18 protein-coding genes are annotated in these 24,820 nt (G+C 46.2%); 17 read left to right on the forward strand and 1 reads right to left on the reverse strand.

All coding sequences use genetic code 11. The features are described from left to right. The first annotated feature begins 6 nt into the window (after nucleotides 1-6). The 14 genes from ACUN27_RS10850 (at nucleotide 7) to ACUN27_RS10915 (ending at nucleotide 20,174) form a co-directional block, all read left to right on the forward strand. On the forward strand, nucleotides 7-1,569 hold the full coding sequence (locus ACUN27_RS10850) for an extracellular solute-binding protein (protein ID WP_315955419.1): 1,563 nt from the start codon (nucleotides 7-9) through the stop codon (nucleotides 1,567-1,569). A 113-nt stretch (nucleotides 1,570-1,682) separates the two neighbouring features. Next, the gene (locus ACUN27_RS10855; RefSeq protein WP_315955418.1) at nucleotides 1,683-2,699 is read left to right on the forward strand and encodes a response regulator; all 1,017 of its coding nucleotides are present in this window, start codon (nucleotides 1,683-1,685) and stop codon (nucleotides 2,697-2,699) included. Then, nucleotides 2,696-4,513 (forward strand): cache domain-containing sensor histidine kinase, encoded by a 1,818-nt coding sequence (locus tag ACUN27_RS10860; RefSeq protein WP_445558875.1) that lies wholly within the window; start codon nucleotides 2,696-2,698, stop codon nucleotides 4,511-4,513. Before ACUN27_RS10855 ends, ACUN27_RS10860 begins: the two co-directional genes overlap by 4 nt. Before the next feature lie 179 nt (nucleotides 4,514-4,692). Next, the gene (locus tag ACUN27_RS10865) at nucleotides 4,693-5,649 is read left to right on the forward strand and encodes an ABC transporter permease (protein ID WP_445558876.1); all 957 of its coding nucleotides are present in this window, start codon (nucleotides 4,693-4,695) and stop codon (nucleotides 5,647-5,649) included. A gap of 74 nt (nucleotides 5,650-5,723) precedes the next feature. Then, entirely contained in the window at nucleotides 5,724-6,551 is an 828-nt protein-coding gene (locus ACUN27_RS10870) for a carbohydrate ABC transporter permease (protein WP_315955501.1), read from the forward strand. A 509-nt stretch (nucleotides 6,552-7,060) separates the two neighbouring features. Beyond that, nucleotides 7,061-8,347, forward strand: coding sequence for a kynureninase (kynU, locus tag ACUN27_RS10875; RefSeq protein ID WP_445558877.1), 1,287 nt, complete (start codon nucleotides 7,061-7,063; stop codon nucleotides 8,345-8,347). A 6-nt stretch (nucleotides 8,348-8,353) separates the two neighbouring features. Next, nucleotides 8,354-8,980 carry an arylformamidase gene (gene kynB / locus ACUN27_RS10880; RefSeq protein ID WP_315955414.1) on the forward strand — a complete coding sequence of 209 codons (627 nt, stop codon included), beginning with the start codon at nucleotides 8,354-8,356 and terminating at the stop codon, nucleotides 8,978-8,980. Between the two features lie 27 nt (nucleotides 8,981-9,007). Then, entirely contained in the window at nucleotides 9,008-9,865 is an 858-nt protein-coding gene (gene kynA / locus ACUN27_RS10885; RefSeq protein ID WP_315955413.1) for a tryptophan 2,3-dioxygenase, read from the forward strand. A 130-nt stretch (nucleotides 9,866-9,995) separates the two neighbouring features. Beyond that, nucleotides 9,996-10,484: a hypothetical protein gene (locus ACUN27_RS10890; RefSeq protein ID WP_445558878.1), complete on the forward strand. Its 489-nt coding sequence runs from the start codon at nucleotides 9,996-9,998 to the stop codon at nucleotides 10,482-10,484. Nucleotides 10,485-10,808: 324 nt separating this feature from the next. Beyond that, nucleotides 10,809-13,193, forward strand: coding sequence for a helix-turn-helix domain-containing protein (locus tag ACUN27_RS10895; protein ID WP_445558879.1), 2,385 nt, complete (start codon nucleotides 10,809-10,811; stop codon nucleotides 13,191-13,193). A 228-nt stretch (nucleotides 13,194-13,421) separates the two neighbouring features. Further along, nucleotides 13,422-15,062, forward strand: a complete 1,641-nt coding sequence (locus ACUN27_RS10900; RefSeq protein WP_315955410.1) for an ABC transporter substrate-binding protein — start codon at nucleotides 13,422-13,424, stop codon at nucleotides 15,060-15,062. A gap of 131 nt (nucleotides 15,063-15,193) precedes the next feature. Further along, entirely contained in the window at nucleotides 15,194-16,123 is a 930-nt protein-coding gene (locus ACUN27_RS10905) for an ABC transporter permease (protein WP_445560616.1), read from the forward strand. 12 nt (nucleotides 16,124-16,135) lie between these two features. Next, the gene (locus tag ACUN27_RS10910; RefSeq protein ID WP_315955408.1) at nucleotides 16,136-17,008 is read left to right on the forward strand and encodes a carbohydrate ABC transporter permease; all 873 of its coding nucleotides are present in this window, start codon (nucleotides 16,136-16,138) and stop codon (nucleotides 17,006-17,008) included. Nucleotides 17,009-17,054: 46 nt separating this feature from the next. Further along, a complete protein-coding gene (locus tag ACUN27_RS10915) occupies nucleotides 17,055-20,174 on the forward strand; it encodes a glycosyl hydrolase family 95 catalytic domain-containing protein (protein ID WP_445558880.1) in 3,120 nt (1,039 codons plus the stop codon). Between the two features lie 297 nt (nucleotides 20,175-20,471). Here the strand turns inward: ACUN27_RS10915 and ACUN27_RS10920 are convergent, their stop codons facing one another. After that, nucleotides 20,472-21,191, reverse strand: coding sequence for a 3-ketoacyl-ACP reductase (locus tag ACUN27_RS10920; protein WP_445558881.1), 720 nt, complete (start codon nucleotides 21,189-21,191; stop codon nucleotides 20,472-20,474). Between the two features lie 271 nt (nucleotides 21,192-21,462). On the opposite strand from ACUN27_RS10920, the gene ACUN27_RS10925 reads away from it, so the two are divergent. From ACUN27_RS10925 to ACUN27_RS10935, 3 genes are read left to right on the forward strand one after another with little or no spacing between them, the layout of a single operon-like run. After that, complete coding sequence (locus ACUN27_RS10925; RefSeq protein WP_315955405.1) at nucleotides 21,463-22,794, forward strand: extracellular solute-binding protein; 1,332 nt, start codon at nucleotides 21,463-21,465, stop codon at nucleotides 22,792-22,794. Between the two features lie 56 nt (nucleotides 22,795-22,850). Next, a complete protein-coding gene (locus ACUN27_RS10930) occupies nucleotides 22,851-23,648 on the forward strand; it encodes a sugar phosphate isomerase/epimerase family protein (protein ID WP_315955500.1) in 798 nt (265 codons plus the stop codon). A 20-nt stretch (nucleotides 23,649-23,668) separates the two neighbouring features. Beyond that, nucleotides 23,669-24,802 (forward strand): Gfo/Idh/MocA family protein, encoded by a 1,134-nt coding sequence (locus tag ACUN27_RS10935; RefSeq protein ID WP_315955404.1) that lies wholly within the window; start codon nucleotides 23,669-23,671, stop codon nucleotides 24,800-24,802. Nucleotides 24,803-24,820: the final 18 nt, after the last annotated feature.

A 24,820-nucleotide genomic window follows, 5' to 3' on the forward strand; every position in this document is an offset into this window, starting at 1 on the left:
AAAAGAATGAAAAAAGGGATGGTTATCGCATTAACCCTGGTGTTGACAGCTGGCGCGCTTTCGGGCTGTGGCGGCGGAGCAACAAATCCAAAGTCTGGCGAAACAGCCAAAAAAGATGAAGTTCAAAAGTTTTCCATGTCCATGACGACAAGCGGTTACAAATATGCGGAGCAATCAGCAGATGTGAATAAGGAAAAATGGGTGAAAAAACTGGAGGAACTTACGAATGTAGATCTGGACCTTCGCATGATTCCTCTCAAAGATTTTGACCAAAAAATGTCCCTGATGTTTGCTTCCAACGATATTCCGGATCTTGTCCAAAATGTTGGGGGAGCTACGACCAAAGGGATGTCGGGTTCTGTTGAAGCCGGAGTTTTCATGCCTTTGGACGATTTGTTGAAGCAGTATGCTCCAAACATAATGAAAGCGGTGCCAAAGGAAGCGTGGCAGGAAACCAGTTTTAACGGCAAAATCTACGGTATTCCATCGTGGCTTTCCAATCCTTCCCGCCGTGCGACTTTCATTAGAGCGGATCTGCTTGCAAAAACAGGACTGCCTGCACCGAAAACAGTGGATGAGTTCTTGGCCGTAATGAGAGCGCTGAAGGCTAATGGGGTAGAGAACCCGTACCAAATGCGCGAAAACTTCAAATACGCAGATACGATTCTAGGAGCCTTCGACGTGCTGCCTGCTCAATTCGAAGTCAAAGGAGATCAAGTCGTACCGAAGTTTTTCGATGTGGAGAACATGACCAAAGCGCTTCAAACCTTTAAAACTATGTTTGATGAAGGTTTAATTCCAAAAGATTTCGCATCCATCAGCTCAACCGATTATAATAAGAATATCGAAGCTGGTAAGGTAGGCATGTGGTCAGCTAATGCCCAAAGCTTGTCCGGTTACCGTAACAAACTGAAGAACCTTGTGCCGGATGGGAAAATTGAGATTATTTCGTCCCCTCGAGGACCGGAAAACTTCGGCGGACATCTGCTCTACTCCAGCATCAATACTTCTTATTACATTAATAATAAAGTGTCGAAGGAAAAAGCGATTCGGATTATTCAGTTCCTGGAATGGATGCTGACACCGGAAGCTGAGAAATATTTCTCCTTCGGTATTGAAGGTGAAAATTATACAACGGAGAATGGCGCAATTAAATTTACGCCTCCAACAGAAACCTCAGCGATTGAGGAAGATCAATTCCGCGGTATGTTCTGGTTTGTACACGATGTAGTGTACAATAAAGCCAAGGAAGAAATGTCTGCGGACGGACGCGACATGATTAAGTACTTGGATACGATTGTTTCCAAAGAAGGTTTGGGTTCTATTCGGTTCGTACCGCAGCTTGAATCGTTCTCGAAGTATCCGGATGTGGCGCCAGCAGGCGATGATGTAGGACCTAAATTAATTATTGATCATATGATTAAGATGATTTACGGCAAGGAACCAATTTCCGATTGGCCGAAAGTGATTGAGGAATACAAAACAAAAGGCGGCAATGATATCCTGAAAGAAGCGACTGAGCGTTACAAGAGTGGCAATGGGGCTATCGTTTCCAACAACAAAAAATAAGCTCAGTTCACAGGAAAAAGGATTTGTCCCCGCAACCGGCGGACAAGTCTCTTTTTCTTTGGTGTATTTTTCGGTATTATTCGATAAACGTTAGAGGTGGAGGCGTTAACAACATGAGACTGTTGATTGTAGATGATGAACCGGTAATTCGCAGCGGCTTGATGATGATGGCCCAGAGCTATATCCACAAGTTTCAACAAATTGAAACCGCTGTGAATGGACTTGATGCTTTGGAGCAAATGACTCGGTTCGAACCGGACCTGCTTCTAACGGATATTCGAATGCCCAAAATGGACGGCTTAGAGCTTTGCCGCAACGTATACGAGAAATATCCCCATGTTATGATGGTCGTTGTTTCGGGGTATAGTGATTTTGATTATGCACAAAAATGTCTGTCTTACGGGGTCAAGCACTATCTGCTGAAGCCGGTTACACCGCCGGATCTGCATGATGTCTTTGACATCATTATGAAATCGCAAACACAAGGGTATATCCCTGTATCCCGCTATGTGGAATGGGTTGAACGGATAGAAAACAGCATTTGGTTACTCCAGGAAGAAGAATTGCAGAAGATTATAGAGGAGTTAAAAGAAGATTGCTCCCATTTGTCTGCGGCTCAGTTGAAAGGTCAGCTCCTCGATGCGGCCGTGCTGCTGCACAAGCAATTTCAAGAGAAAAACCGTGTAATCAACGTGGATTTAACCGAAGATTTTCGCTCATCCTCCAAGGCGGAGTTATTTAAAGAATTTGAGGAACGGCTGCAAACCGTCATGATGGATATTTTGGTTGTCCGCCGGGGCAACTTCAAGGACCCTATGGAGGAAGCCAAAATCTATATAGATAATCATCTGTCAGTGGATATTTCATTAAAAGAAGTCGCGGATATGGTCGGGATTACCCCGAACTATTTCAGCACCTTATTCAAAAAAATGAGCAATGAAACCTTCGTCAGCTACCGGATTAATAAAAGAATGGAGAAAGCTCGTGAGCTGCTGGCGATTCCTCATAAACGAACCGTGGATATAGCAGCAGAAGTGGGCTACGATGATTATCCCCATTTTACAAAAACATTTAAGAAAGTCTTTGGTATCTCTCCCTCGGATTATCGGGAATCGTTGGGGATGAAATGAAAAAATTCAATTTATATCCGAAGCTATTTTTATCCTATTTCGTTGTCATTATGATTTCTTTGACGAGTGTCGGTGTGTTTTCATACTGGAGTTCATCCAATGAGCTTGATCAAATTGTGGAGAAGCAGCTAACTCAGGTGGTAGGAAACGCAGCACACCATACAGATCTGTATATTCGAAGTTATGAGCGGTCCATGGTTTCGTTATTGAGCAGCAATGATGTCAAAAGGTTCGTTGATCTGCCTGAGGGGGAAACGGGCTACCCTTATTATGAGGCGAGAAAGTTTATTAAGGAGCTTATCATTGAGCCGGCGTTTGCGCGGAATCCGGAAATCTCCAATATTTACATGATTAGCTTTAATCAAAATGCGATGTATTTTTATAATGATACCGTTGGGGGATCTTTCAATAAGGAAGAAGCACAGCAACAGCTGGAATTTTTCAAAGCCAATACGAAGCCGGATGGCAGCTTGAGCGTACTGAACCACAGCATTCTGTCCGGACAACAAAATATAACGCTGGTCCGACAGATTCGTGGACTTTCCTCAACGGAACCCAAAGGGATTCTTGTTGTGGAGTTACGGGCGGCTGAGCTTTCAGAGTTGTGGAAAGGCATAGATTTGGGAGAAGACGGCTACTTTTTTATTACCGATGATAATGGCAAGTATGTATATCAGCCGGATGCGGATAAGACCGCCACGGAACTGCCTGAAGCTATACGGAGTCAGGTGCTGGAGGCTGGTCCTCACGCTTTCATGGCGGCGATTGATGATAAGCCGCAGATGTTCATGAGCCGCCGATCCACCTACGGCGATTGGCGCCTGGTCGTTGCGATGTCGGTGAAGGAGCTGCGCAAACCGAGCGATACGATTCGGACAACGACGATCGTTGTCGGATGTTTTACACTGGGCATCGCGTTATGGATCGCCTTCCGCTTCGGAAGATCGATTACAGGGCCGATTCGCATCTTGAGAAGTGCCATGCGTCAAACCGAGCAGGGGAACTGGGTCCAAATTCCGCTTCCAGAGCATCGGGACGAGATTGCTGAGCTGATGAGCCGGTACAATTTGATGGTGACGCGCCTCTCGGAGCTGGTAGATAAGGTCTACCAGGCCGAACTCAGCGATCAGAAGAGCCAGATGGAACGCCAGAAAGCAGAGCTGCAATCTTTGCAGCTGCAGATTAATCCCCATTTTTTATATAACACACTAGAAACGATTGTTTGCTATGCGGTCATAAGAGATTCGAAGGAAATCTATGAAATTGTCAAAGCGCTTGCTTATATGCTGCGTTATTCCGTGCAGACCAATCTGGAAGAGATAACCGTTTCCAATGAATTAAAACATGTCATGTTCTATCTTGTCGTTCTCAAGCATCGCATCGGCCGGGAATTTGAAGTGGATGTAAGCATTCATCCAGATTATTTATTGAATAGCATGGTTCGTCTCACCCTGCAGCCGCTGATTGAAAATGCTTTTCAGCATGCTTTTGCAGACGGTGTGGAGGACTATCATTATATTCGCATCGATGCCGGTGAGGATGAGGATAAGTTCTGGGTGAGCGTTGAAGATAATGGTCTAGGCATCAGCGAGTCCAGGCTGGAGGAACTTCGTGAGAAACTGCACACAAACCAGCTTGCGGATAAGGAGAACGATTCTTCGAACGGGATCGGCGGAATCGGAATCATCAACGTCCATCGACGAATTCAGATGGTATATGGCGAGCAGTATGGCTTGCAGATCGAGAGTGAAGTGGAGAAGGGAACCAAACTCATCATGGTAATGCCTACTTCAGCTCGGGGCAAAATTGGTTGAGATAACGCGATACGTAGAACTGGAATATCTTGTATGAACCTTGCCTGCGGCAAGGTTTTTTTTGTTTTCAAATTGTTGAAAAACACACCTAGAAACGAAGTTTCTCCATGGTTTGACTCTGGGGACCATAGTATGATGAGACCATCAAACATTTAGATGGACAGAAAGGAAAGACGACCATGGCTTCAAAGACAGATTCGGCAGGACAGACGGTATATACCTTTGCATCGAGAAAAGCGAAAAGAGCTTTTGTCATGAAACATTGGCCTTTATATGTGATTTCAATTCCGGGACTTATTTATTTTGTCATTTTTAAATATATTCCCTTGCTCGGTTCGTCCATTGCGTTTCAAAACTACAACATTTTTAAAGGGATTGCCGGCAGTCCATGGGTTGGTTTGGAACATTTTAAGCGGATGTTCGCTTATGATGAATTCCTTACCATTTTAAAAAACACACTATTGATCGGCATGTACGATTTGCTCTTTGCGTTTCCCATACCGATTATACTCGCGCTGCTGTTAAATGAAATTCGGTTCAATGGGTATAAAAGAGTGCTGCAGACGGTCATCTATATGCCGCATTTTCTATCCTGGGTCATTGTTGGCGGGATTGTAATCGGCATTCTGTCACCGACGACAGGCATTATCAACCACGTCTTAAGCTTGTTCCATATTGAACCTATTTATTTTCTTGGTGAAAACAGCTACATTCGTTCGATTCTGATCACTTCAGGAATATGGAAGGATAGCGGATGGGGAACGATTATTTACTTGGCCGCAATCGCTGGCATTAACCCGGATCTCTATGAAGCGGCTGAAATTGATGGAGCGGGCAAGTTCCGTCAGATGATGTCCATTACTCTTCCTTCCATTGTGCCTACCATTACAATTTTGTTCTTATTGCATATCGGAAGCTTTCTGGATTTCGGGTTTGAAAGAGTCTACGTTTTCTTAAACTCGCTGAACAGTGAGAATGGTCAAATCCTGGATACTTACGTTTACCGCGCCGGTCTTATTGATCGTCAATACAGCTATACAACAGCAATCGGACTCTTCAAATCAGTAATTGGTTTATTGCTTATTATGCTTGGCAACACGCTCAGTAAAAGAACGACTGGAAACGGCTTGTACTAACATGCGTTCAGTCATAAGGAGGAAAAGGGAACGTGATTTTAACAAAAGGGCAGCGCGCATTTCAGTTATTTAATATGATTTTTCTGCTTGTAATCGGCCTTACGATGTTTCTTCCGATCTTGAATGTCATTTCGCAGTCATTCAGCAATGCGGTTGCGATTAATAGTGGAAACGTAGGATTCTGGCCAGTTGGTTTTACACTCGAAAATTATCACATGATTCTGAAGGATCCGTCGATCTGGATCTCATTCCGAAACAGTGTCATCATTACGGTGTTCGGCACATTAATTAATTTAATCGCAACGGCAAGCCTGGCGTATCCATTGTCCCGAGCTGAATATATTTACAGAAAACCAGCGCTGTTACTGGTGCTGTTCACGATGATTTTCCATGCGCCGCTAATTCCCAATTACTTGCTGCTAAAAAATCTGCATATGCTCGACACACTGTGGGTCTTGATCATTCCAGGCGCTATTAGTGCCTATAACTTGTTCGTCATGCGCTCTTTCTTTATGACGCTGCCTGTGGAGATGTTTGATTCTGCCAAAATGGACGGATGCGGCGAGTTCCGCATGATCTGGAGCGTCGTTCTGCCGTTGTCGAAGCCGGTTATGGCGACGATGGGCATCATGTACGCTGTCGGGAACTGGAATATGTATTCTCAAGCGATTTACTACATCACCAGCAGATCCCTGATTCCACTGCAGGTGCGGCTGCGTGAAATTGTTATTACCGATAACATGGGGTCAGCCGACGTATCATCGGAATTGCTGTTGTCCATTTCACCGGAAGGGCTGAAAATGGCGGTGATCGTCATAGCGACGATCCCGATTATGCTGGTGTATCCATTCCTTCAAAAGCACTTCATTAAAGGGATGATGGTTGGTTCCATTAAATCTTAGTTTCTAAAAACGGAGAAACTAAGATATAACTTATAGAAAAGGCCCCTTGAAGGGGCTTTTTTTTGCGTTTGAGCCCGTCGCGCCTCGCCAGTCAATTCTAACGGACACCACAGACGTTAATAGCGAGAATATCGTCCTGTTTTATATCTAACGGACACAGGAGCCGTTATTTGCCGATTTCGGGGCGAAATCATGGTAGAAACAAGCAAATAGCAGCGCTGGTGTCCGTTAGATTTTCAAAACGGCTATATTTCGCCGAATAAGAGCGTCTGTGTCCGTTAGACAGTCGGGGGGCGTTGCAACACCATGCCAACTCGCATGTTTGCAGGTCAACCTCCGGTCCTGCCCGTCCCGCCCGTCCGTAGTGCGATGATGTGCCTATTTTTCTCAAAATAGCGACTGCTATGTCCGCGCATTAATTAACCGTAGTATAATAATTGACGGCATCTACTATTTTAAGTAAGATAAGCACGATTCGATCTAGTTCTATAATCCACAAGGAGGGCTTTATGTCCAGAGAACCTTTTTATTACTCCCAAGAATTTGCCCGGCAACTTGATAACGAAGATGAGCTAGCCCGCTTTCGAGATGAATTCTATGTGAATGCAGAATCGATCTATATGGATGGCAATTCCTTGGGCCTGTTATCCAGACGCGCAGAGCGAACATTACTGAAAGTCGTTGATGCTTGGAAAACGCAAGGCATCGATGGCTGGCTGCAAGGTCAATACCCTTGGTTTTATTTATCGGAACAATTGGCAGCCTTAAGCGCACCGTTAGTTGGCGCATCAGAAGATGAGATCATTGTGACGGGTTCCACAACAACGAATTTACATCAGCTTGTGGCGACTTTTTATAAACCTGAAGGTAAAAAAACGAAGATTTTGGCGGATGAATTGACGTTTCCATCGGATATTTACGCCCTTCAAAGTCAATTGCAACTGCATGGATACGAACCGGCGGAGCATCTGATTCAAGTGAAAAGCCGTGATGGGCGTATCATTGCAGAAGAAGATATCATTGCGGCTATGACGGACGAAGTTGCATTGATCATTCTGCCGACGGTGCTCTACCGTAGCGGTCAGTTGCTCGATATAGAGCGTTTAACGGCTGAAGCTCATGCTCGTGGAATACTCATCGGCTTTGACGGATGCCATTCGGTCGGAGCCGTTCCCCATCACTTGAGTCAATGGGACGTTGATTTTGCCTTTTGGTGCAACTACAAATATTTGAACAATGGGCCGGGCGGCACAGCAAGCTTATACGTAAACCGCAAACATTTCGGTCGTTCGCCAGGTCTAGCGGGTTGGTTCGGTTCGCGGAAAGACAAACAATTTGATATGGAGCATCAATTTGTTCCGGCGGAGCATGCAGGTGCTTTTCAAATTGGCACACCTAATATCTTAAGTATGGCTCCGCTTATTGGCTCTCTGGAAATGTTCGCAGAGGCCGGCATCGAGAAGCTCCGCGCAAAATCCTTGCATATTACTTCGTATATGATCGATTTGATTGAACAGGAATTGGCCGGAATGGGCTTCACCATTGGGAATCCAAGGGATGACCTGCGTAGAGGCGGCCATGTCTGTTTAGAGCATGAGGAAGCGGCGCGGATTTGCAAATCATTAAAAGAAAATAAGATCGTACCGGACTTCAGAGCTCCGAACATTATTCGTCTGGCTCCGGTTGCACTCTATACAACTTACGATGAAGTGTGGGAGACTGTGCAGCGTTTAAAAGCCATCATGGTCGAAAAGCAATACGAGAAGTTCGAGAATACGCGCGATGTAGTCGCTTAAGGAAGGATGACACTCATGTTTGATATTTCTCGCCCATTGGTAACAGGGGTGCCGACTTGGCCAGGAGACACGCCATTCTCTTACGAGGTCAGTTGGACGAAGGAACAAAGCGGTTCCGTGAATGTTGGGAAACTGACAATGAGTATCCATACGGGCACGCATATCGATGCGCCATTTCATTTTGACAATGAAGGTCGGAAGGTCATGGAGCTGGATCTGGAGCTGTACATCGGACTTGCGCGCGTTATTGAGATATCGGGTACATCGAGCATCGGCGCAGAGGAGTTGAAGGCGTATGAGCTGGACGGCATCACTCGGTTGTTGATTCGTACAAATTCCTGGACAAATCCGAATGAATTTCCTACAGACATCACTTATCTGAGAGATGATGCAGGACCTTATTTAGCTGAAAAGGGCATACGGCTTATAGGCGTGGATGTTCCCTCTGTTGATCCGCTTGATAGCAAGGTGTTGGCTGCGCATCATACTCTGCATGCTAATGATATTCATATTCTGGAAGGTATTGATCTGGCAAACATTGCGCTTGGCGATTATGAATTAATCGCACTTCCTCTACCGCTAGTTGAGGCGGATGGAAGTCCTGTCAGGGCCGTACTGAGCCCTTTGAAATAATCGAAAACAAGAGTAGGAGTGAATCACGTGTCCAATTCAGAGAACCACGAACAAACACAGTCAAAAGCAGCGGACGCCAGCATTCATGGCGATTTTTCCAAAGAAATGTCCTATGGGGATTATCTCCAACTAGATAAAGTGTTGTCCAGTCAACAACGGCTATCCGGGCATCACGATGAAATGCTGTTTATCATCATCCATCAAGCCAGTGAACTTTGGATGAAGCTGATTTTGCACGAGTTGGAAGCTGCCCGTCTTCTCATTCAGCAAAATAACTTGGAGCCGGCTTTCAAAATGTTAGCCCGCGTCTCTAGAATCCAGCAGCAATTGATCCAATCCTGGGATGTTCTGTCGACATTGACACCGGCTGAGTATATGCAATTTCGGAACAGCCTGGGCCGCTCATCCGGGTTCCAATCCTTCCAAAATCGGCTTATCGAATTTATGTTGGGAGGCAAGCAATCCAAGGTTTTGTCGGTCTATGAGCACCAACCGGAGCTCCACCAACAACTGAGCCAAGCTCTTCATGAACCTAGTCTGTATGACGCTTCGGTTAAAGCTCTTTCTATGCGAGGCTTGGAAATTGATGCGGATCATTTGCAGCGTGATTGGTCGCAGGAATACAAGGGCAATGCCAGTGTCAAAGCCGCCTGGTTGACTGTGTACCAAGATGTGGAACGCTACTGGGATCTATATGAACTTGCGGAGAAGCTGGTTGATATCGACAGCCGTCAACAACAATGGCGATTCAATCACATGGTAACGGTTGAAAGGATTATCGGATTTAAGTCGGGGACAGGCGGATCAGCTGGTGTGGAGTATTTGAAACACGTCGTTGCGCAGCGTTATTTCCCGGAATTATGGAGTCTACGAACAGATTTGTAAACGAAAGGATCCGCTCCGCGATAGGGGCGGATCCTTTGCATCATCATCAAAATGTTCACGGATTGTTCACTTACACGAGGGTTTTCATTTTCTCTATACTTACAAAAGTAAACAGAGAGGATGATGCAAAATGCCAACGACGAAGAAAGAAGAATTTTATTTTGGTCTGATGATGTGTTTGGGAATGGTTCTAGGTATGACGTTTTATAATTTATTTACCAATGGCTTGATAGGCACGATAACGTTGAAAGAAATCCTTTTGCAACTCATTTTAGTCTTTGTTATCGCATCCTTGTTCGAGTTATTTGTCGTCGGTCCCGTGGCCAAAAAAATGGCATTTTCGTTACCCTATGACAAATCCAAGAAGCTATGGGTGATCGTGTCTCTTGCTTTTTTTATGGTGAGTGGGATGGTTCTTTGCGTGTCTCTTTACGGGTTAGGGAATGCTTATTTTTCTAACGGGCTGAATGGCGCGTCCCTGCTTGAAAGTTATTTGATAATCGTAGCTAAAAATTTCATTTTCGCTCTCCCACTTCAACTCATTCTTGTAGGGCCGATTGTTCGGTATTTATTTACTACTTTCTTTAAAAATAGAAGAGCGAACGAATCATTCAGCTAACGCCAAAAACCTTCCTCATGCATAAGGGGGAGGTTATTTTTTTTGAGGGAACTACAATCCGCTATGTCGCTGAAAAGGGAGCATTCCAACACGTGAGGGGAACTACAGTTCGCTATTTTGCCAATTTCACGCGAAAAACGTGGCATGGAGTACAAATAAGCGCCTGTAGTTCCACTCGGAGAGGAAACACCTAGTTTTCGCCAAAATAGAGGCCTCCAGTTCCGCTAAGTAAAATACGGCACGCACGTTGCTTCGCTGGTGCAAAAAGTTGTATTGCAACTTTGGTGAAGAGAAGATACAATTTCTAATAAATTCGCTTACGGAATGGACGGTGGGTTTGTATTGAAATTGCCCTTCATCTTACGCCTGGTCGATAGCCGCAAAAGTGCGCTTTCAACGATCATCGCCTCCAATTTATTTATACTGTTGATACCGCTTGCAATGGGGCTTTTTCTGTATACGAAAGTGGAACAAAGCTTGGAGAGAAGCACGACAAGATCCAATGGGGCCATGCTCGAGCAGTTGAAGCTTTCGCTGGATAACAAATTGGCGGAAGTGGATACGTTAATGCGCCAAGTTGTGTTTGACCCAAAGCTGGATTATATGCTTAGAATCCCTGCCCATCCAAATGATGTGGACAAATATGAATTCATCCAATTCATGCGCGACAAAATGAGTAAGTATCACAGTATGACCAGCAATTTTATCCTCGATTATTATGTCTACTTCGCAAACAGCGATACCATCGTCAAACCGGACTTGGTGTCGGATTCGCGGACGTTTTATTCCATCTATTACGCTTATAAGGACATGCCTTACGAGCAGTGGCATCTGCTTCTGGACAAGGAGCATAAAATGTCCTATTTGCCGGCAACTCCTTTATCCAACGAGCAAGAGCAAGTCCCAAAAAATGTGATTACTTATATGCAATCACTTCCCGTTCAATCGCAATCCCAAAATCTTGGAAGCTTCATCGTGCTGATTGATGGTGATCAAGTCAAGGAATTGTTCGCGCAGATGGAGTCGGCGAGCCATAGCTCTGTTTATATCATTGATCATGCCGGGAAAACCATTATGAGCAACAGCGATTCCCCTTTCCCATCCGACTTGTTAGAGCGCGTTCAAGAGAGTTCGGGCCCATTTAATTACCGGCTCGCGGGGGTTGACCAAGTGGTTTCGGTGACCTCCTCGCAAAAAGCGGGTTGGAAATACGTCTCGATCATGCCCAATGATGTGTTTATGCAGCAAGTGAATCAAATCCAGAGCTGGTCCATCGGCCTGTTCATCCTTTGCTTAATTTGCGGTTTAGTGGCTGTCAGCATAGGCGCCTACCGTACATACAAACCTCTCCAAAAGACCGTAAACGCGATTATGCGCGGAAAAGAGATGATCAGGCGCCCGGCCTCGAATGAATACGAGTTTATTCGGCAAACCGTCGAGGGCTCTATCCATGAAGAGAAGAACCTACGCATGACGCTAACGCAGCAAATTCCGTTCATTCGGGCCAACTATTTATCCCGTCTTCTGAATGGTCACATGGATGTTGATGTGTCGGCAGCAAACGGGGATTCACTGCAATTTATGGATTTGAAATTTACAAGTGACTGTTTTGCCGTGCTGCTCGTCAAGATTGAAGATATTCCGTTTTTAGCGGAGGAAGAAGATGAGAAGCAATGGGCGCATGCAAGGTTCATTATTTCAAATATTGGCACGGATCTGATTGCGGCGAATCATCGGGGATTTTCGGTCGAACTAGACCGAGATCGCATTGCGCTTCTCATGAATCTAGCATCCGATCGAAAGGAGTTCGTCGAATCCGATATACGGGATATCGCGGATTCGCTCTTCAGCATCACGTCGCAAAGATTCCAGATTGGAATTACGATTGCTGTTGGCGGGATTCATTCAGGGCCCAAAGCCATTCGAGACTCTTATCCTGAAGCACTGGCAGCGCTTGAATATAGGCTGATTCTGGGGAAACATGCCACGATCCATTTTCAGGATATCCTCGAAGTTAAGCAGCATTACTACTATCCGCTAGAAAGTGAGATCCAGCTGATTAATTTCGTGCGAAGCGGGGATACCGAAAATGTGGAAAAACTACTTAATAAAATTTATGCGATGAATTTTGACTCCGGTCATATGACGCCCGAGTTAGGCAAATGTTTGTTTTTCAACGTGACGAGTACGTTTTTGAAAATTGTTAATTCTTCGAATACGAATCAGGAAGATGTGCTTGGCGCTGACTTTGATCCGATCAAAGAAGTGTTCAGTTATCCAACTGCGCAGGGAATGTACTCGAAAACGAAGGAGCTATACGAAACGCTTACCCGTTCGTTTAATGTGGAGCGATCCGGTCATAGTACGCAGCGGCTGGAGGAAATTATTGGCATAGTACACGAACGCCTCGATGACTCGAATCTTGGCGTGGCACAAATTGCGGAACGTATTCAAATGACGCCGCAGTATCTTTCTACCTTCTTCAAAAAACATCAGGGACAGAATCTGCTGGATTACATTACGCATAAACGGATTCAACAAGCAAAGCAGTTAATGGAGAACAAAGAACTGACCATTGTACAGATCGCACAAAAGATCGGCTACAACAATGATGTCGTTTTCATCCGGGCGTTCAAAAAGCTCGAGGGCGTAACGCCGGGTAAATACCGGGAGACGATGTTGCCGGAAATCATTAGCTCAGACGCATAAAAGGCAGCCTCTTGAGGCTGCTTATTTCTGTAGCGCCGGCTACTGCCGATTTCTAAGATGGACTGATGAATTCTCATATCGCCCGTATTTCTTACTAAAATACAACGGGGATGAGAACTAGGCAGTAGTCAGGTCGGGGCTGGGGAAGCATACTGGGAAGCAGGTGCTGGAAGACGATCGCGGTGCCAACCAAGCTTAGGGTTACTCATATAAAGGGAGGCATGAAGAATGAAGAAACGTTTGAAACAAGTTGGATCTATCGTATTGCTTTCGACTCTGGTAGCTTCGGCAGCCGCCTGCAGCAGTAATTCAGGAACCGAAAGTTCATCGGCTGCGCCACAGACGGGCAGTAGTGCTGAGCCGGCAAAATTGACTAAATTATCGTACTGGGTACCGAATCACCCGGCAGCTTCAGGTCAGATGAAAACGTATGCTGAAATGGGGATGTACAAGGAGCTTGAGAAAGTAACCGGAGTCAAGGTTGAGTTTCAACATCCGCCCCTTGAAGTTCCACAAGCCCAAGAGCAGTTCAACTTAATGGTTGCAACAAACGAGCTGCCGGATGTTATTGAAGCGAGTTGGGGAGCCACTAGCGGTGCGGTCGTCCGATATCCCGGTGGGCCGGAAAAAGCTATTTTAGATAAAAAAATCATTAAATTGAACGACTTGATCGATAAATATGCACCAAATCTAAAAAAGCTGCTGAATGAACATCCAGATTGGAAAAAGCAAATTTCAACAGATGAAGGAAGCATCTATGCCTTCCCATTCTTACGTGGAGATGACAAAGTCAGAGTGTTCTTCGGGCCATCAGTCCGCCAAGATTGGCTGGATAAGCTGGGCCTCAAGATGCCGACGACAATCGACGAATGGTACACCGTCTTAAAAGCATTTAAAGAAAAAGACCCGAACGGCAACGGCAAAGCGGATGAGATTCCCATTTATTTGGACAAAAATCTGTTCGCCACCGATGCGCCTTTCCTTGGAGCTTGGGGCATTAACTACAGCTTCTACCAGGACGGAGGAAAGGTGAAATACGGTCCGATCCAGCCTGAATACAAAGAATTCCTGGCCACGATGAACAAATGGTATAAGGAAGGTTTGCTTGATAAGGATTTCGCAGCGCCTAACGATAAGCTGTTCGATAACAAAATGACGACCAATCTCATAGGAGCAACCGCTTCATTTAATGGGGGAGGCATTGGTAAATATGCAGGACTCATGAAGGACAAGGATCCCAAGTTCGATCTGGAAGCGGCGCCTTATCCGGTGTTGAAAGCAGGGGATAAAGCGATTTGGGGACAAAAGGATTTTGCCTATAACGGCGTTGGAGCGGCGATTTCGACAGCCAATAAAAATCCGATCGAAACCGTCAAATGGCTGGATTATGCTTACGGTGACAAAGGCGATCTTCTCTTCAACTACGGGGTGGAGGGCACTAGCTATAAGATGGAGAATGGCAAAGCAACCTTCCTTCCTGAGATTTTGAATCCACCGGCAGGAACCAGTATCCAGCAAGCCATTGCCAAGTATAATCGGGCAACATGGAGTGGTCCTTTTGTCCTCAGCGATAATTTCCAAATGCAATATTTGGCTCTGCCTCAGCAGAAGAAAGCACTGGAAGTCTGGTCGCAGCCAACGGCTGAGCGGAAGATCCCGCTTGTTTCTCCAACGCAGGATGAAAGCAGCAAATTCGCATCCATTGTAACGGACATCCAAACGTATCAAGATGAGATGCTGTTGAAATTCATCATGGGGGTCGAACCGATCAGTAACTTTGATCAATATGTGAAAAAGATTCAGAGCATGGGGATTGATGAAGCGATTAAAATCCAGCAAGGGGCTCTTGAACGTTTCAATAAACGTTAAGAAGTAATTGAATGGGGGGATGAACCGGGTTTGTTTATCCCCTCGTTTTCTTTTAGAAACTTGAAAGAAAGGATAGGGAGACGATGAGGCAAAGTCCTGCAAATGGAAAGGCTGAATATGCCGTAACGACAATGAAAACGAGTCGCAATCCGACTGTCCTGCAAACCATACGCGCTGATGTGAAACGGCACTGGTCCATTTACGTTATGGCGCTTCCCGTCATTGCGTACTATCTTATATTTCATTATGGGCCGATGTACGGATTACAAATCGCTTTTAAAGACTTTTCCCCGGCCAAAGGGCTTCTCGGAAGTCCATGGGTTGGATTTAAACATTTTGTAAGCTTTTTTAACGGAATTTACTTCTGGCGCTTAATAAAAAATACAATCTTGATCAACCTTTATGATCTATTGTTCGGATTCCCGGCAGCGATCCTTCTGGCTCTGCTGCTTAATGAAATCCGCCACAGCGTATTTAAGCGGGTTGTTCAATCCATCTCGTATTTGCCGCATTTTATTTCGATCGTGGTTGTGGCCGGGATGATGATCGATTTCTTAAGCCGCAACGGTCTAATTAATCAATTGACCGGAATCTTTGGCATAGAGCCGATTGATTTCTTGCAGGATGAGAACTGGTTCCGCTTTTTGTTCGTTTCGTCTGGCATTTGGCAAGGCATTGGTTGGGGCTCGATCGTTTATTTGGCGGCTATGGCGACGATTGACCCGACGCTGTACGAAGCGGCCAGGATGGACGGCGCTAACCGCTGGAAGCAGACGCTGCACATTACGATTCCAGGCATCATGCCGACAATTGTCATCTTGTTCATTTTACAAATGGGCAATATGCTGACGGTTGGCAGCGAAAAGGTGCTGTTGCTTTACAATCCCCTTACCTATGGAACTGCAGACGTTATTTCGACCTATGTCTATCGCAAAGGGGTATTAGAGGCAAGTTACAGCTTCACGGCAGCAGTCGGGTTATTTAACTCAGTGATCAGTTTTATTCTGATCGTTGCGGCCAATAGCTTTGTCAAACGGATCAGCGAGAACAAACTGTGGTAAGGAGATTTGCACATGAAACTAACCAGTGGAGAGCGAACATTTGGCTACTTCAATATGCTGTTGATGCTCGTGCTTTGCGCGGTCACGCTGTATCCTTTCTTGTACGTGGCATTCGCTTCGCTTAGTGATGCGACATCATTGCTGCAGCATCGCGGTTTAATGCTCAAACCGGCAGGCTTTGATCTCGGTGCCTACAAGGCTGTTTTTGAAAATCCGATGATCATGAAAGGGTATCAGAATACGTTAATTTATGTAGTGCTAGGTACGACAATTAACTTGCTCATGACATCGATTGGCGCCTATGTGTTGTCCAGGCCGAATCTTTATTTTAAACATATCATCATGTTCTTTATCGTCGTGACGATGGTTTTCCATGGGGGACTCATTCCGAGTTACCTGCTCGTGAACTCTCTCGGCATGATGAATACGATGTGGGCCATTCTCATTCCAGGTGCGATTAATACGTTTAATATGATTATTATGCGAACTTCTTTTCAAGGCATCCCGGTCAGTTTGGAGGAGTCGGCCAGGATGGATGGCGCCAATGATTGGGTGATTTTATTCCGGATTGTCATCCCGCTTTCGATGCCGGTTATTGCTGTTATGATTTTGTGGTATGCGGTAGGGCATTGGAATTCATATTTTAACGCGCTAGTGTATTTGCGGAATCGTGAAGCGTATCCTCTTCAGCTTGTGCTCCGTGAGATTTTGATTTCCAATAATACGGATTCGATGATGGCAGGTGGAGGCGACGACAAATATGCCATTGGAGAAACGATTAAATATGCGGCCATTATGGTCTCTACGCTGCCGATCATTTGCTTATATCCGTTCCTTCAGAAGTATTTTGTCCAAGGTGTGCTGATAGGTGCCATTAAGGAGTAAACGGGGACGATTTGACCATGAGATGGAAGCAGAAGGAGGGGGTTAGGTGAGAGGCGTTACATTTGAAAATGCTCCAAGCAGCTGGAATGAAGCGTTACCGATCGGCAATGGACACTTCGGCGGTATGGTGTATTTCGAAGATAACAAGCTGACGCTGGCGCTTAATCATTATGAAGTTTATTATCAGAAGCTGCATCGATACAGTAAGAAGTACCGAAATGGTAAAGGGCCGGATTTTACACTTCAGTATGGACGTACATTTGAAGAATTGAAAAAGCTGGCTGAAGAGAGGTATCGCGATCCCGAACAAGGCCCGTTTTTTCTATATGGCGACGCATTAAACCCGAACAGCATGTACAGGAAATATGGTAAACCCTCGGGTGGGGCCTCCCATTATCCGACGGGGGAACTTCAGCTTTTTCCATCCCGGGAGCTTTCGGACCCTGATCATTATTCGTTATCCCTTGATATTGAGAAGGCAGCTATTCAGTTAAATGTGGTCAAAAATGAGGATAAGCTTGGTGTGAGCACGATCATTGCTCAGGATGGCGATTACGTGATCACCACAATCAGCCAGACGAATGGAGCGTTGTTACCTTCGGTCGCGCTAACGGTTCCCCGTAGAAGATATGTGGATATGAAAGTGACGTATCATCAATTGGATGATACAACGTTTTACTATGTAGGCGCTTTCTACCCGGACGGTGAAGAGAAGGATCGCTATGATCCATTCTCGTTCATTGTGATGATGAGGATCATCGGTGCTAAAGGAATCGTTGTTGCAGGTCCCGACGACAGCCTGCAAATTGCCCTCCGAGATGCGGAGGCAAACCTGACACTGCTAACAACGGTGGTCACCGAGGAGGAGACCAAGGAACTGCTTTCGACCGCGCTGATGAGGGTGAGGAAGCCAGCTTCGCATGTGGATGTGGCAGACATGGTGGAGCATCATCAAGCTCATTGGAAAAGCTTTTGGTCCCGCAGCTCGATCACCTTGCCGGATAAAATGTTGGAAGATCTCTGGTATATCAATCTATATGCCATCGCCTGCAGCAGCGGAAAAGGCAGCAGGATGCGCGAGCAAGCATGCGGATTGAACGGCTTGTGGGATATTAAGCAGCCAACCAAGTGGGGCAGTATGTGGTATTGGGACGTTAACATTCAAGCTGCTTTTTGGCCGCTCTATACGGCTAATCGCCTTGATGTAGCCGAGGCGTTCAACGAGGGTTTGCTCTCTTATGTGCAGCTCGCTGAGCAAATGTCGCAGCAGTTTTACGGGCTTGAAGGCGTTGGGGGCGATTACCCGCATGCCTTGTATGTAAGTATTTGGCCTTGGTGCGCGCAATTCCTATGGGATTATTATCGCTATAGTATGGACGTTGAGTTTTTAAGAGAAAAAGCGTACCCGTTGTTTAAGCAGGTTGCGAGATTTTTCGAAGGTTATTTACAGCTGAATGAGCACTCAGGCCGCTATGAGATATTTCCTGACATTTCTCCGGAGCAGGGACCTTTGACTCGTAACTCAACTTGTTCCCTTGCAGCAGTTAAATACTTATTGAAGATCGCTTCGGAAGCGGGTGAGCTGCTTGGTGAAGCGGAAGAGGATCTGCTCAAGTGGAGTGCACTTGCGGACAACTTGGCTGAGTATCCAACGGCTGTTTCCAAATCGTATGGAGATGTTTTTCTGGACTCGGAATGGGCGCCTGCCAACATGCATTTGCGGCATCCTTCGCTGCTTATGCCCATTTATCCCATTAGTGAAATTGATAAAAATAGTGAAACCCATCTGCGGAAAAGAGGAGAAAACACGCTCCGGTATGCAGCAAATCAGACGGAATATGGCATGTTTCAGTTCGGCTGGCTGTCCTGTGCCGCTTCGAGATTGGGGAAGGGCAGCACAGCGCTTAGGCTGCTCTATGAACAAGGCATTGATTTGTCGCTCAGGTGCAATGGCTTGTTTGCGGAAGAAACGGAACGGTGGATGAACTACTGCAACATCACCAATGAACCGTTGTACCATCCCCACATGATGGAAGCTTCTGGTGAAATGGTTGCTGCCGTGAATGAAATGCTGCTTCAGAGCTATGATGGCGTGATTGACGTGTTCCCGGCGCTGCCGACTGGTGAGGCTGAGCCGGAGCTTTCGATTGGCCTCTACGAACATGAGGTAGATTGGAAGGTTAAGCGATATGAGAAATGGAGCGACTGTTCCTTTCGAGGCCTGCTGGCAGTAGGCGCCTTTGAAGTTAGCGCAGAGCTGAAAAATGGCCGAACCGCTTGGGTTACTATCCAAAGTAAAGCGGGCGAGCAGGTTGTGATTCGCAATCCGTTTCACGTTAGTGATGAGGTAATAGTTGCGAGAAAAGAGGGTCCATCCTGGAACAGGATGGATCATGTGGAAGAAGAGGGACGGATTTCATTTAAAACGGAGAAGAATGGGGAGTATGCGATTTATCCTCGTGGAGAATTCTCCACTCCTGAGTTATTTGCAGTTGACTCTAGTAGGCGGGGCGTCAAGCGAGACTATCCGCTTGTTCATGAAGCTCATACGGATCGGCGAGTGTTCCTTGGCAAAAACCAAAATACGCAGCATGCCAGACTGCTCGACCACTTCACCTTTGATTATTACTCCGGTAATACCAGGGAATCAAGGCTGGCCGCTTATCGGTTGGATTTTGGCGTGGCATCGCATCGGTTGGAGAAAGATTACACCAGTATACTGCCCAGACAAGTTCATGTGGAAGGGGTTCTCGGTCAGACGTTTCGTAATGTAACGTTGGATTCCATGTTTAAGCCTTATACCGGCATCGGCTGGGAGTGTGCGGAGGATCTCGGAGCGATGGATCGCGGGGGGCCGGACGAACTGCGGAGGGATTTTATAGGTGGAAAGAGGGAAGCGACGTTTGTGGTTGAGCTTCCAAAGGGCAGATATGATTTGCTCTTCGTATCCGGCGATAAAGAGGCGCCTTCCTACACGGAGATAGAAATCGTTGGGGGAAGCATGTGGAAGCCGGAGAAAACGCTGAAGGCGGGCGAATTTGCAACGGATATTTTGCCAATCACGCAAAGAGGTGATGGTTACGTGAAGCTGCGATTTCGCACTTGCGAAGGCTCGGAGTGGAGAATGAATGCGCTGATTATTAATAAGAATTACACGTATTTGTAGAAGCGGGGAGGGTTGACGCAGCCACTGAGTAACGGTGGATTTTCTGTCTTGCCATTACCTCCGATTCCTCCCACTAATTTCGGCGTCTGATCGACTTTTGCCGAGCTAACTGGAATTTCTACCGCTGATTTCACCGGATGGAGCAGATTTCGTGCAGCAGCCACCGATAAAGATAGAATTTGCAACGAAGTGGAGCTTCCTAGCTTCCGCCCGCCCTAGAAAGCGAAAATAAGACCGATAAAGCCCCTAACGGGGCTTCATCGGTCTTATTGCTATTTCCCCACGGCTGCTTGCCAGCTATTGCGGGTTCGTTGTCCAGATCCCTGCGGTTCTCAGGAACACGCGCTGCGGCAATTTCAAAGCAGCCATGATGAGCTCGGCCACATCCTCCGGCTGCATCATGCGGTCCTCGTCGCCTATCGGCAGACCCGCTTTGACGGACAACTCTGTATTCACGGTGGATGGCGTGAGCGCTGTAACACGGATGTTCGATTTGCGAACCTCTTGCATGAGCGCTTCCGTCATTCCGATCACAGCGAACTTCGAGGCGCAATAGGCTGAACCGGTGGCGAATCCTCGTTCCCCTGCGGTTGAAGCAATGTTGATGATGCTTCCGCCATTTTGGCTCAACATGGTGGGCAGCGCAGCGCGAGTCACATGATACGTGCCCATCAGATTGGTTTGAATGATTTGCTCCCATTGATCTGGATCCATATCGACCAAATTACCGAACTGTGCCGTTCCGGCATTATTGAGCAGGATATCCAGGGAACCCAGTTCCCCGATTAGTAACTCCACTGCACGTACCGCTTCTGCTCTCTTGGATATGTCCGCTGTGGCAATGCTCACTTTGACACCGTATGTACCTGTCAATTCTTGTTGAAGGGATTCGAGGTCAGCGTGGCTGCGCGCCAGTAATCCGAGATGAACACCTTCTTTCGCCAAGGCGATGGCGGCCGCTTTGCCGATTCCTTTTCCAGCTCCTGTAATGATGGCTGTTTGATTGTGTAAGCTCATGAGAAATCTCCTTTGTTATTCGTTGAATTAGGTATTCGTCTTTATGAAAAGTATGGCCCCATTTTATGCGATTTAATGGACGGAGTCAATTTTAGCTACTGGGATATTTTTCTATTGCCAAATGGGTCGACCTCTATGTATGTTAGTTTATATTACATTAAAAATTCAGACATTATGATAAATTGGTGGGATACAAACATGGTAAACGTTATCATATAATAAAAGCGTAAGGTAATGTCAAAAAAAATAACATAAAGTGAGGGGTTCATGGATGATTCATGGAGTAATTAGAAAATCGGTATTAGCTGCTGCTTCAGCTGCTTTACTGACAATTACAGCTTGCAGTAACGGAGCTGAGCCGGCAAAAGAAGTAGGGAAAACGCAAGCCTCAACACAGCCCGCCTCGAAACAACAAGTTACGCTCACTTTTGAGGAAAACTGGTCCACCCCGAACGTAGATAACCAGCTATACAAAGAGAGAATTCAGAAATTTCAACAGTTGAACCCGGATATTAAAATTGAAATGCAGGATATCCCGTCGGCCCAATATCGGACCAAACTCCGTACCGAGGCAGCGGGCAACAGTATGCCGGATATGTTTATTCTGTATCCAGGTGTCGATATGGATCCGTTCATCGATGCCGGAGTACTGATGCCGCTAGATGAAATTATGGATACCTGGAAAGATATTTTACCGCCACAGTCGTTAGGTGGGTATAAAGTAAACGGTAAGCAGTATGCCGTTCCAACCAAAATGACTTTTGTCGATATTATCTACTACCACAAGGATATGTTAGCAAAAGTTGGCTACAATGAGTTTCCGAAAACGTATGCCGATTTCCTCGATCTGGTGAAAAAGCTCAAAGCTTCAGGCGTTACACCGATGGGAATTGGCAATAAGAATCGTTGGCCGCTTCAATCCACGGTCATGTCCGCAGTCGAGGATCGTATTGCCGGTACGGATTTCTTAACGAAGGTAAAACAAGGACAAGCGAAATTTACGGATGCTGATTATGTGAAAGCACTTGGCATTTTCGATGAGTTGACGAAGCTCGATGCCTTTAATGCGGATTTGAACACCATGGATGAAGTGCAAGTGCAGGATTATTTCCTGCAGAAGAAATCAGCTATGACCATGACCAGTTCGACGATTGATACGAAGTTCCGTGTCAGTAACACAGAGGGCGGCGCTAATATTGGTATCGCATTGTTCCCATCCATTGACGGTGGAAAAGGAACGGCTGGCAAAAGTGCAGGCGTTGTCCAATACGGTATCGGATTAAGCAAGGAGCTAACGGGTGCTAAGAAAGAGGCGGCTTATAAATTCCTGAAATATTTCTATTCCCCTGAACTGTACCAAAACTTGATGAGTAAAGGGATCGTCGTACCGGCGAAAGTTGAAATGCCTGCGGACACTAGCAAATATTTGAAAGAAATGCTGGAGTTGACGAAATCCGGGGATGCGCTTGTCTTTGACAGCGTGATGCCGGCGGCTGTCAAAGATTCGATTGAGAACGGGCTGCAAGCCATTACGATGAAACAGAAAACACCTGAGCAAATCGCCAAAGAAATGCAAGAGGTTATGGATAAAGTGAAAAAATAATCGGCTAGCTACAGCAAAAGAATGCTCGAAGCTAACGATTTGAAAGGGTGACGGAGATGAAAGCTTCCATCGGAGCATTTTCCTTCTTTCAGCTTTTAAGTCAAAACGAAATGAATATATACGGTTATCTGGAGACAGTGAAATACCGGTATCGTTTGGATGCCGTAGATCTTTGGAACGGCTTTTTCGCCAACCGTGAGGTTCCCATCTGGGAACTTCCGGGTAACGATGAGTTGATGAAGATCAAACGCAACCTGGATGATAGACAATTAACAGTTGCTAATATAGCGGTGGATCGCGCTCATTTATGGGATGCTGATCCGGATACCAGGCAGCAACTATATCAGAATGCGATAGCTCATATGAAAGCGGCGAGCTTGCTTGGTGCCAAGACGGTTCGCATTGATGCCAATCGAGGCCCTGGTGAAGTAACGGAGGAGCAGTTCGAATACACGGTTCGTACTTACCAGGAATTGGCTCAACAAGCTTCGGACTACGGATTTACAGTGGGGCCTGAGAATCATACAGGGATTTCGCTGGATCCTCATTGGATGAAGCGTGTTGCTGAAGCCGTGGATCATCCGGGATATGGTATTTTACTGCATATCGATCGTTGGATCGACGGGAATCAAGGCAATGAAATGGTGGCTCCCTGGGTAAATCACGTCCACTTGGACAAGCGAACGATTTGTTCGGAAAATACGGAATCAACAATCAAGTTCTTGAATGAGTTTGGTTATCAAGGGTATTGGGCAGTGGAATATAATGCTTTGTCCAATCCTTATATCGAGATTGAGTGGGCATTAGCAGCTACGAAACGATTGCTTGCATCTGCTTGCCCGAACAATGGATAGTTGATCTGGAGGCGTGCGTGATGGAATATGCCAAGATTCGAATTGGTGTTATTGGAACAGGAATTATAGGGAAAGCCCACTTGGATCAATATGCAGCTATAGAAGGCGCCGAGGTCGTGGCTCTGTGTGATATTAATGAACAGGAAGTGCGCCGAGTTGCTGATATATACGGAGTTGCTCATGTCTACACCGATTATAAAGACCTGTTGGCGCGAGACGATATCGATGCGGTGGATGTATGTCTGCATAACAACTTTCATGCACCATTAACGATTGCTGCTCTGCAGGCGGGTAAACACGTATACTGCGAGAAACCGATCGCAGGCTCCTATTATGACGGCAAAGCAATGGTTGACGCAGCCAAGGAGTATGGCAAGAAACTTCACATTCAACTTAGCACGCTGTATAAAAAAGAAACAAAGGCGGCCAAAGCGCTGATTGACGACGGTCAATTGGGCAAATTGTTCCACGCTCGGTCGAATGGCTTTAGGCGTCGCGGTAGACCTTTTGTCGATGGCTTCGGAACCGCTTATTTCACGAAAAAAGCAAGCGCAGGCGGCGGAGCTTTACTGGATATGGGCGTCTATCATATCGCCCAAATGCTCTACTTGCTTGGTGAAACCGAAGTAGAGCGAGTCACGGGGAAGCTCATTCAAGAAATGGACATGGATGAGGGCCGGCGTGCCGAAAGCGGGTTCGATGTGGAAGAGTTGGCGCTTGGATTCGTTACTCTACGCAATGGACTCACGCTAGACATCTTTGAAGCGTGGGCCGTTAATCTTGGAGGCGTTGAGGGAAGCAGCATCATGGGGTCCAAAGGCGGTATCCGGCTCCCATCGTACCATTCCGGAGAGATGACTTCCGATATCACCTTTCACACGACGGTAGCTGACATCGACCTGGACAGCAAGATTGATCTTAACCGTATGGATATTCGTTGGCACAGAATGAGAGATAACGAAGAGGCTTATGATTCATCGCAGAAGCACTGGATCGCTGCTCTACAGGGACGCGTAGAACTTATGCCAACTGCGGAAATAGCGCTTGCGACGATGCTGATTAGCGAAGGTTTATATTTATCCGACTCGCTCGGGCGGGAAGCGACGGCTGCGGAAATTGTGGCTGCTTCTCGATCACTGTCAATCCCATTGTAAGAGAGGCGACAGCCGTTC

The sequence above is a fragment of the Paenibacillus sp. WC2504 genome, assembly GCF_052682475.1.

What these genes read in the sequence shown, in the direction of transcription:
- ACUN27_RS10920 (WP_445558881.1), bottom strand. Translation starts at nt 21,191, where the DNA reads ATGAGCTTACACAATCAAACAGCCATCATTACAGGAGCTGGAAAAGGA.
- ACUN27_RS10865 (WP_445558876.1), top strand. Translation starts at nt 4,693, where the DNA reads ATGGCTTCAAAGACAGATTCGGCAGGACAGACGGTATATACCTTTGCA.
- ACUN27_RS10860 (WP_445558875.1), top strand. Translation starts at nt 2,696, where the DNA reads ATGAAAAAATTCAATTTATATCCGAAGCTATTTTTATCCTATTTCGTT.
- ACUN27_RS10855 (WP_315955418.1), top strand. Translation starts at nt 1,683, where the DNA reads ATGAGACTGTTGATTGTAGATGATGAACCGGTAATTCGCAGCGGCTTG.
- ACUN27_RS10935 (WP_315955404.1), top strand. Translation starts at nt 23,669, where the DNA reads ATGGAATATGCCAAGATTCGAATTGGTGTTATTGGAACAGGAATTATA.
- ACUN27_RS10910 (WP_315955408.1), top strand. Translation starts at nt 16,136, where the DNA reads ATGAAACTAACCAGTGGAGAGCGAACATTTGGCTACTTCAATATGCTG.
- ACUN27_RS10895 (WP_445558879.1), top strand. Translation starts at nt 10,809, where the DNA reads ATGGACGGTGGGTTTGTATTGAAATTGCCCTTCATCTTACGCCTGGTC.
- ACUN27_RS10925 (WP_315955405.1), top strand. Translation starts at nt 21,463, where the DNA reads ATGATTCATGGAGTAATTAGAAAATCGGTATTAGCTGCTGCTTCAGCT.
- ACUN27_RS10900 (WP_315955410.1), top strand. Translation starts at nt 13,422, where the DNA reads ATGAAGAAACGTTTGAAACAAGTTGGATCTATCGTATTGCTTTCGACT.
- ACUN27_RS10905 (WP_445560616.1), top strand. Translation starts at nt 15,194, where the DNA reads ATGAAAACGAGTCGCAATCCGACTGTCCTGCAAACCATACGCGCTGAT.
- ACUN27_RS10890 (WP_445558878.1), top strand. Translation starts at nt 9,996, where the DNA reads ATGCCAACGACGAAGAAAGAAGAATTTTATTTTGGTCTGATGATGTGT.
- ACUN27_RS10850 (WP_315955419.1), top strand. Translation starts at nt 7, where the DNA reads ATGAAAAAAGGGATGGTTATCGCATTAACCCTGGTGTTGACAGCTGGC.
- kynB (WP_315955414.1), top strand. Translation starts at nt 8,354, where the DNA reads ATGACACTCATGTTTGATATTTCTCGCCCATTGGTAACAGGGGTGCCG.
- kynU (WP_445558877.1), top strand. Translation starts at nt 7,061, where the DNA reads ATGTCCAGAGAACCTTTTTATTACTCCCAAGAATTTGCCCGGCAACTT.
- ACUN27_RS10930 (WP_315955500.1), top strand. Translation starts at nt 22,851, where the DNA reads ATGAAAGCTTCCATCGGAGCATTTTCCTTCTTTCAGCTTTTAAGTCAA.
- ACUN27_RS10870 (WP_315955501.1), top strand. Translation starts at nt 5,724, where the DNA reads ATGATTTTTCTGCTTGTAATCGGCCTTACGATGTTTCTTCCGATCTTG.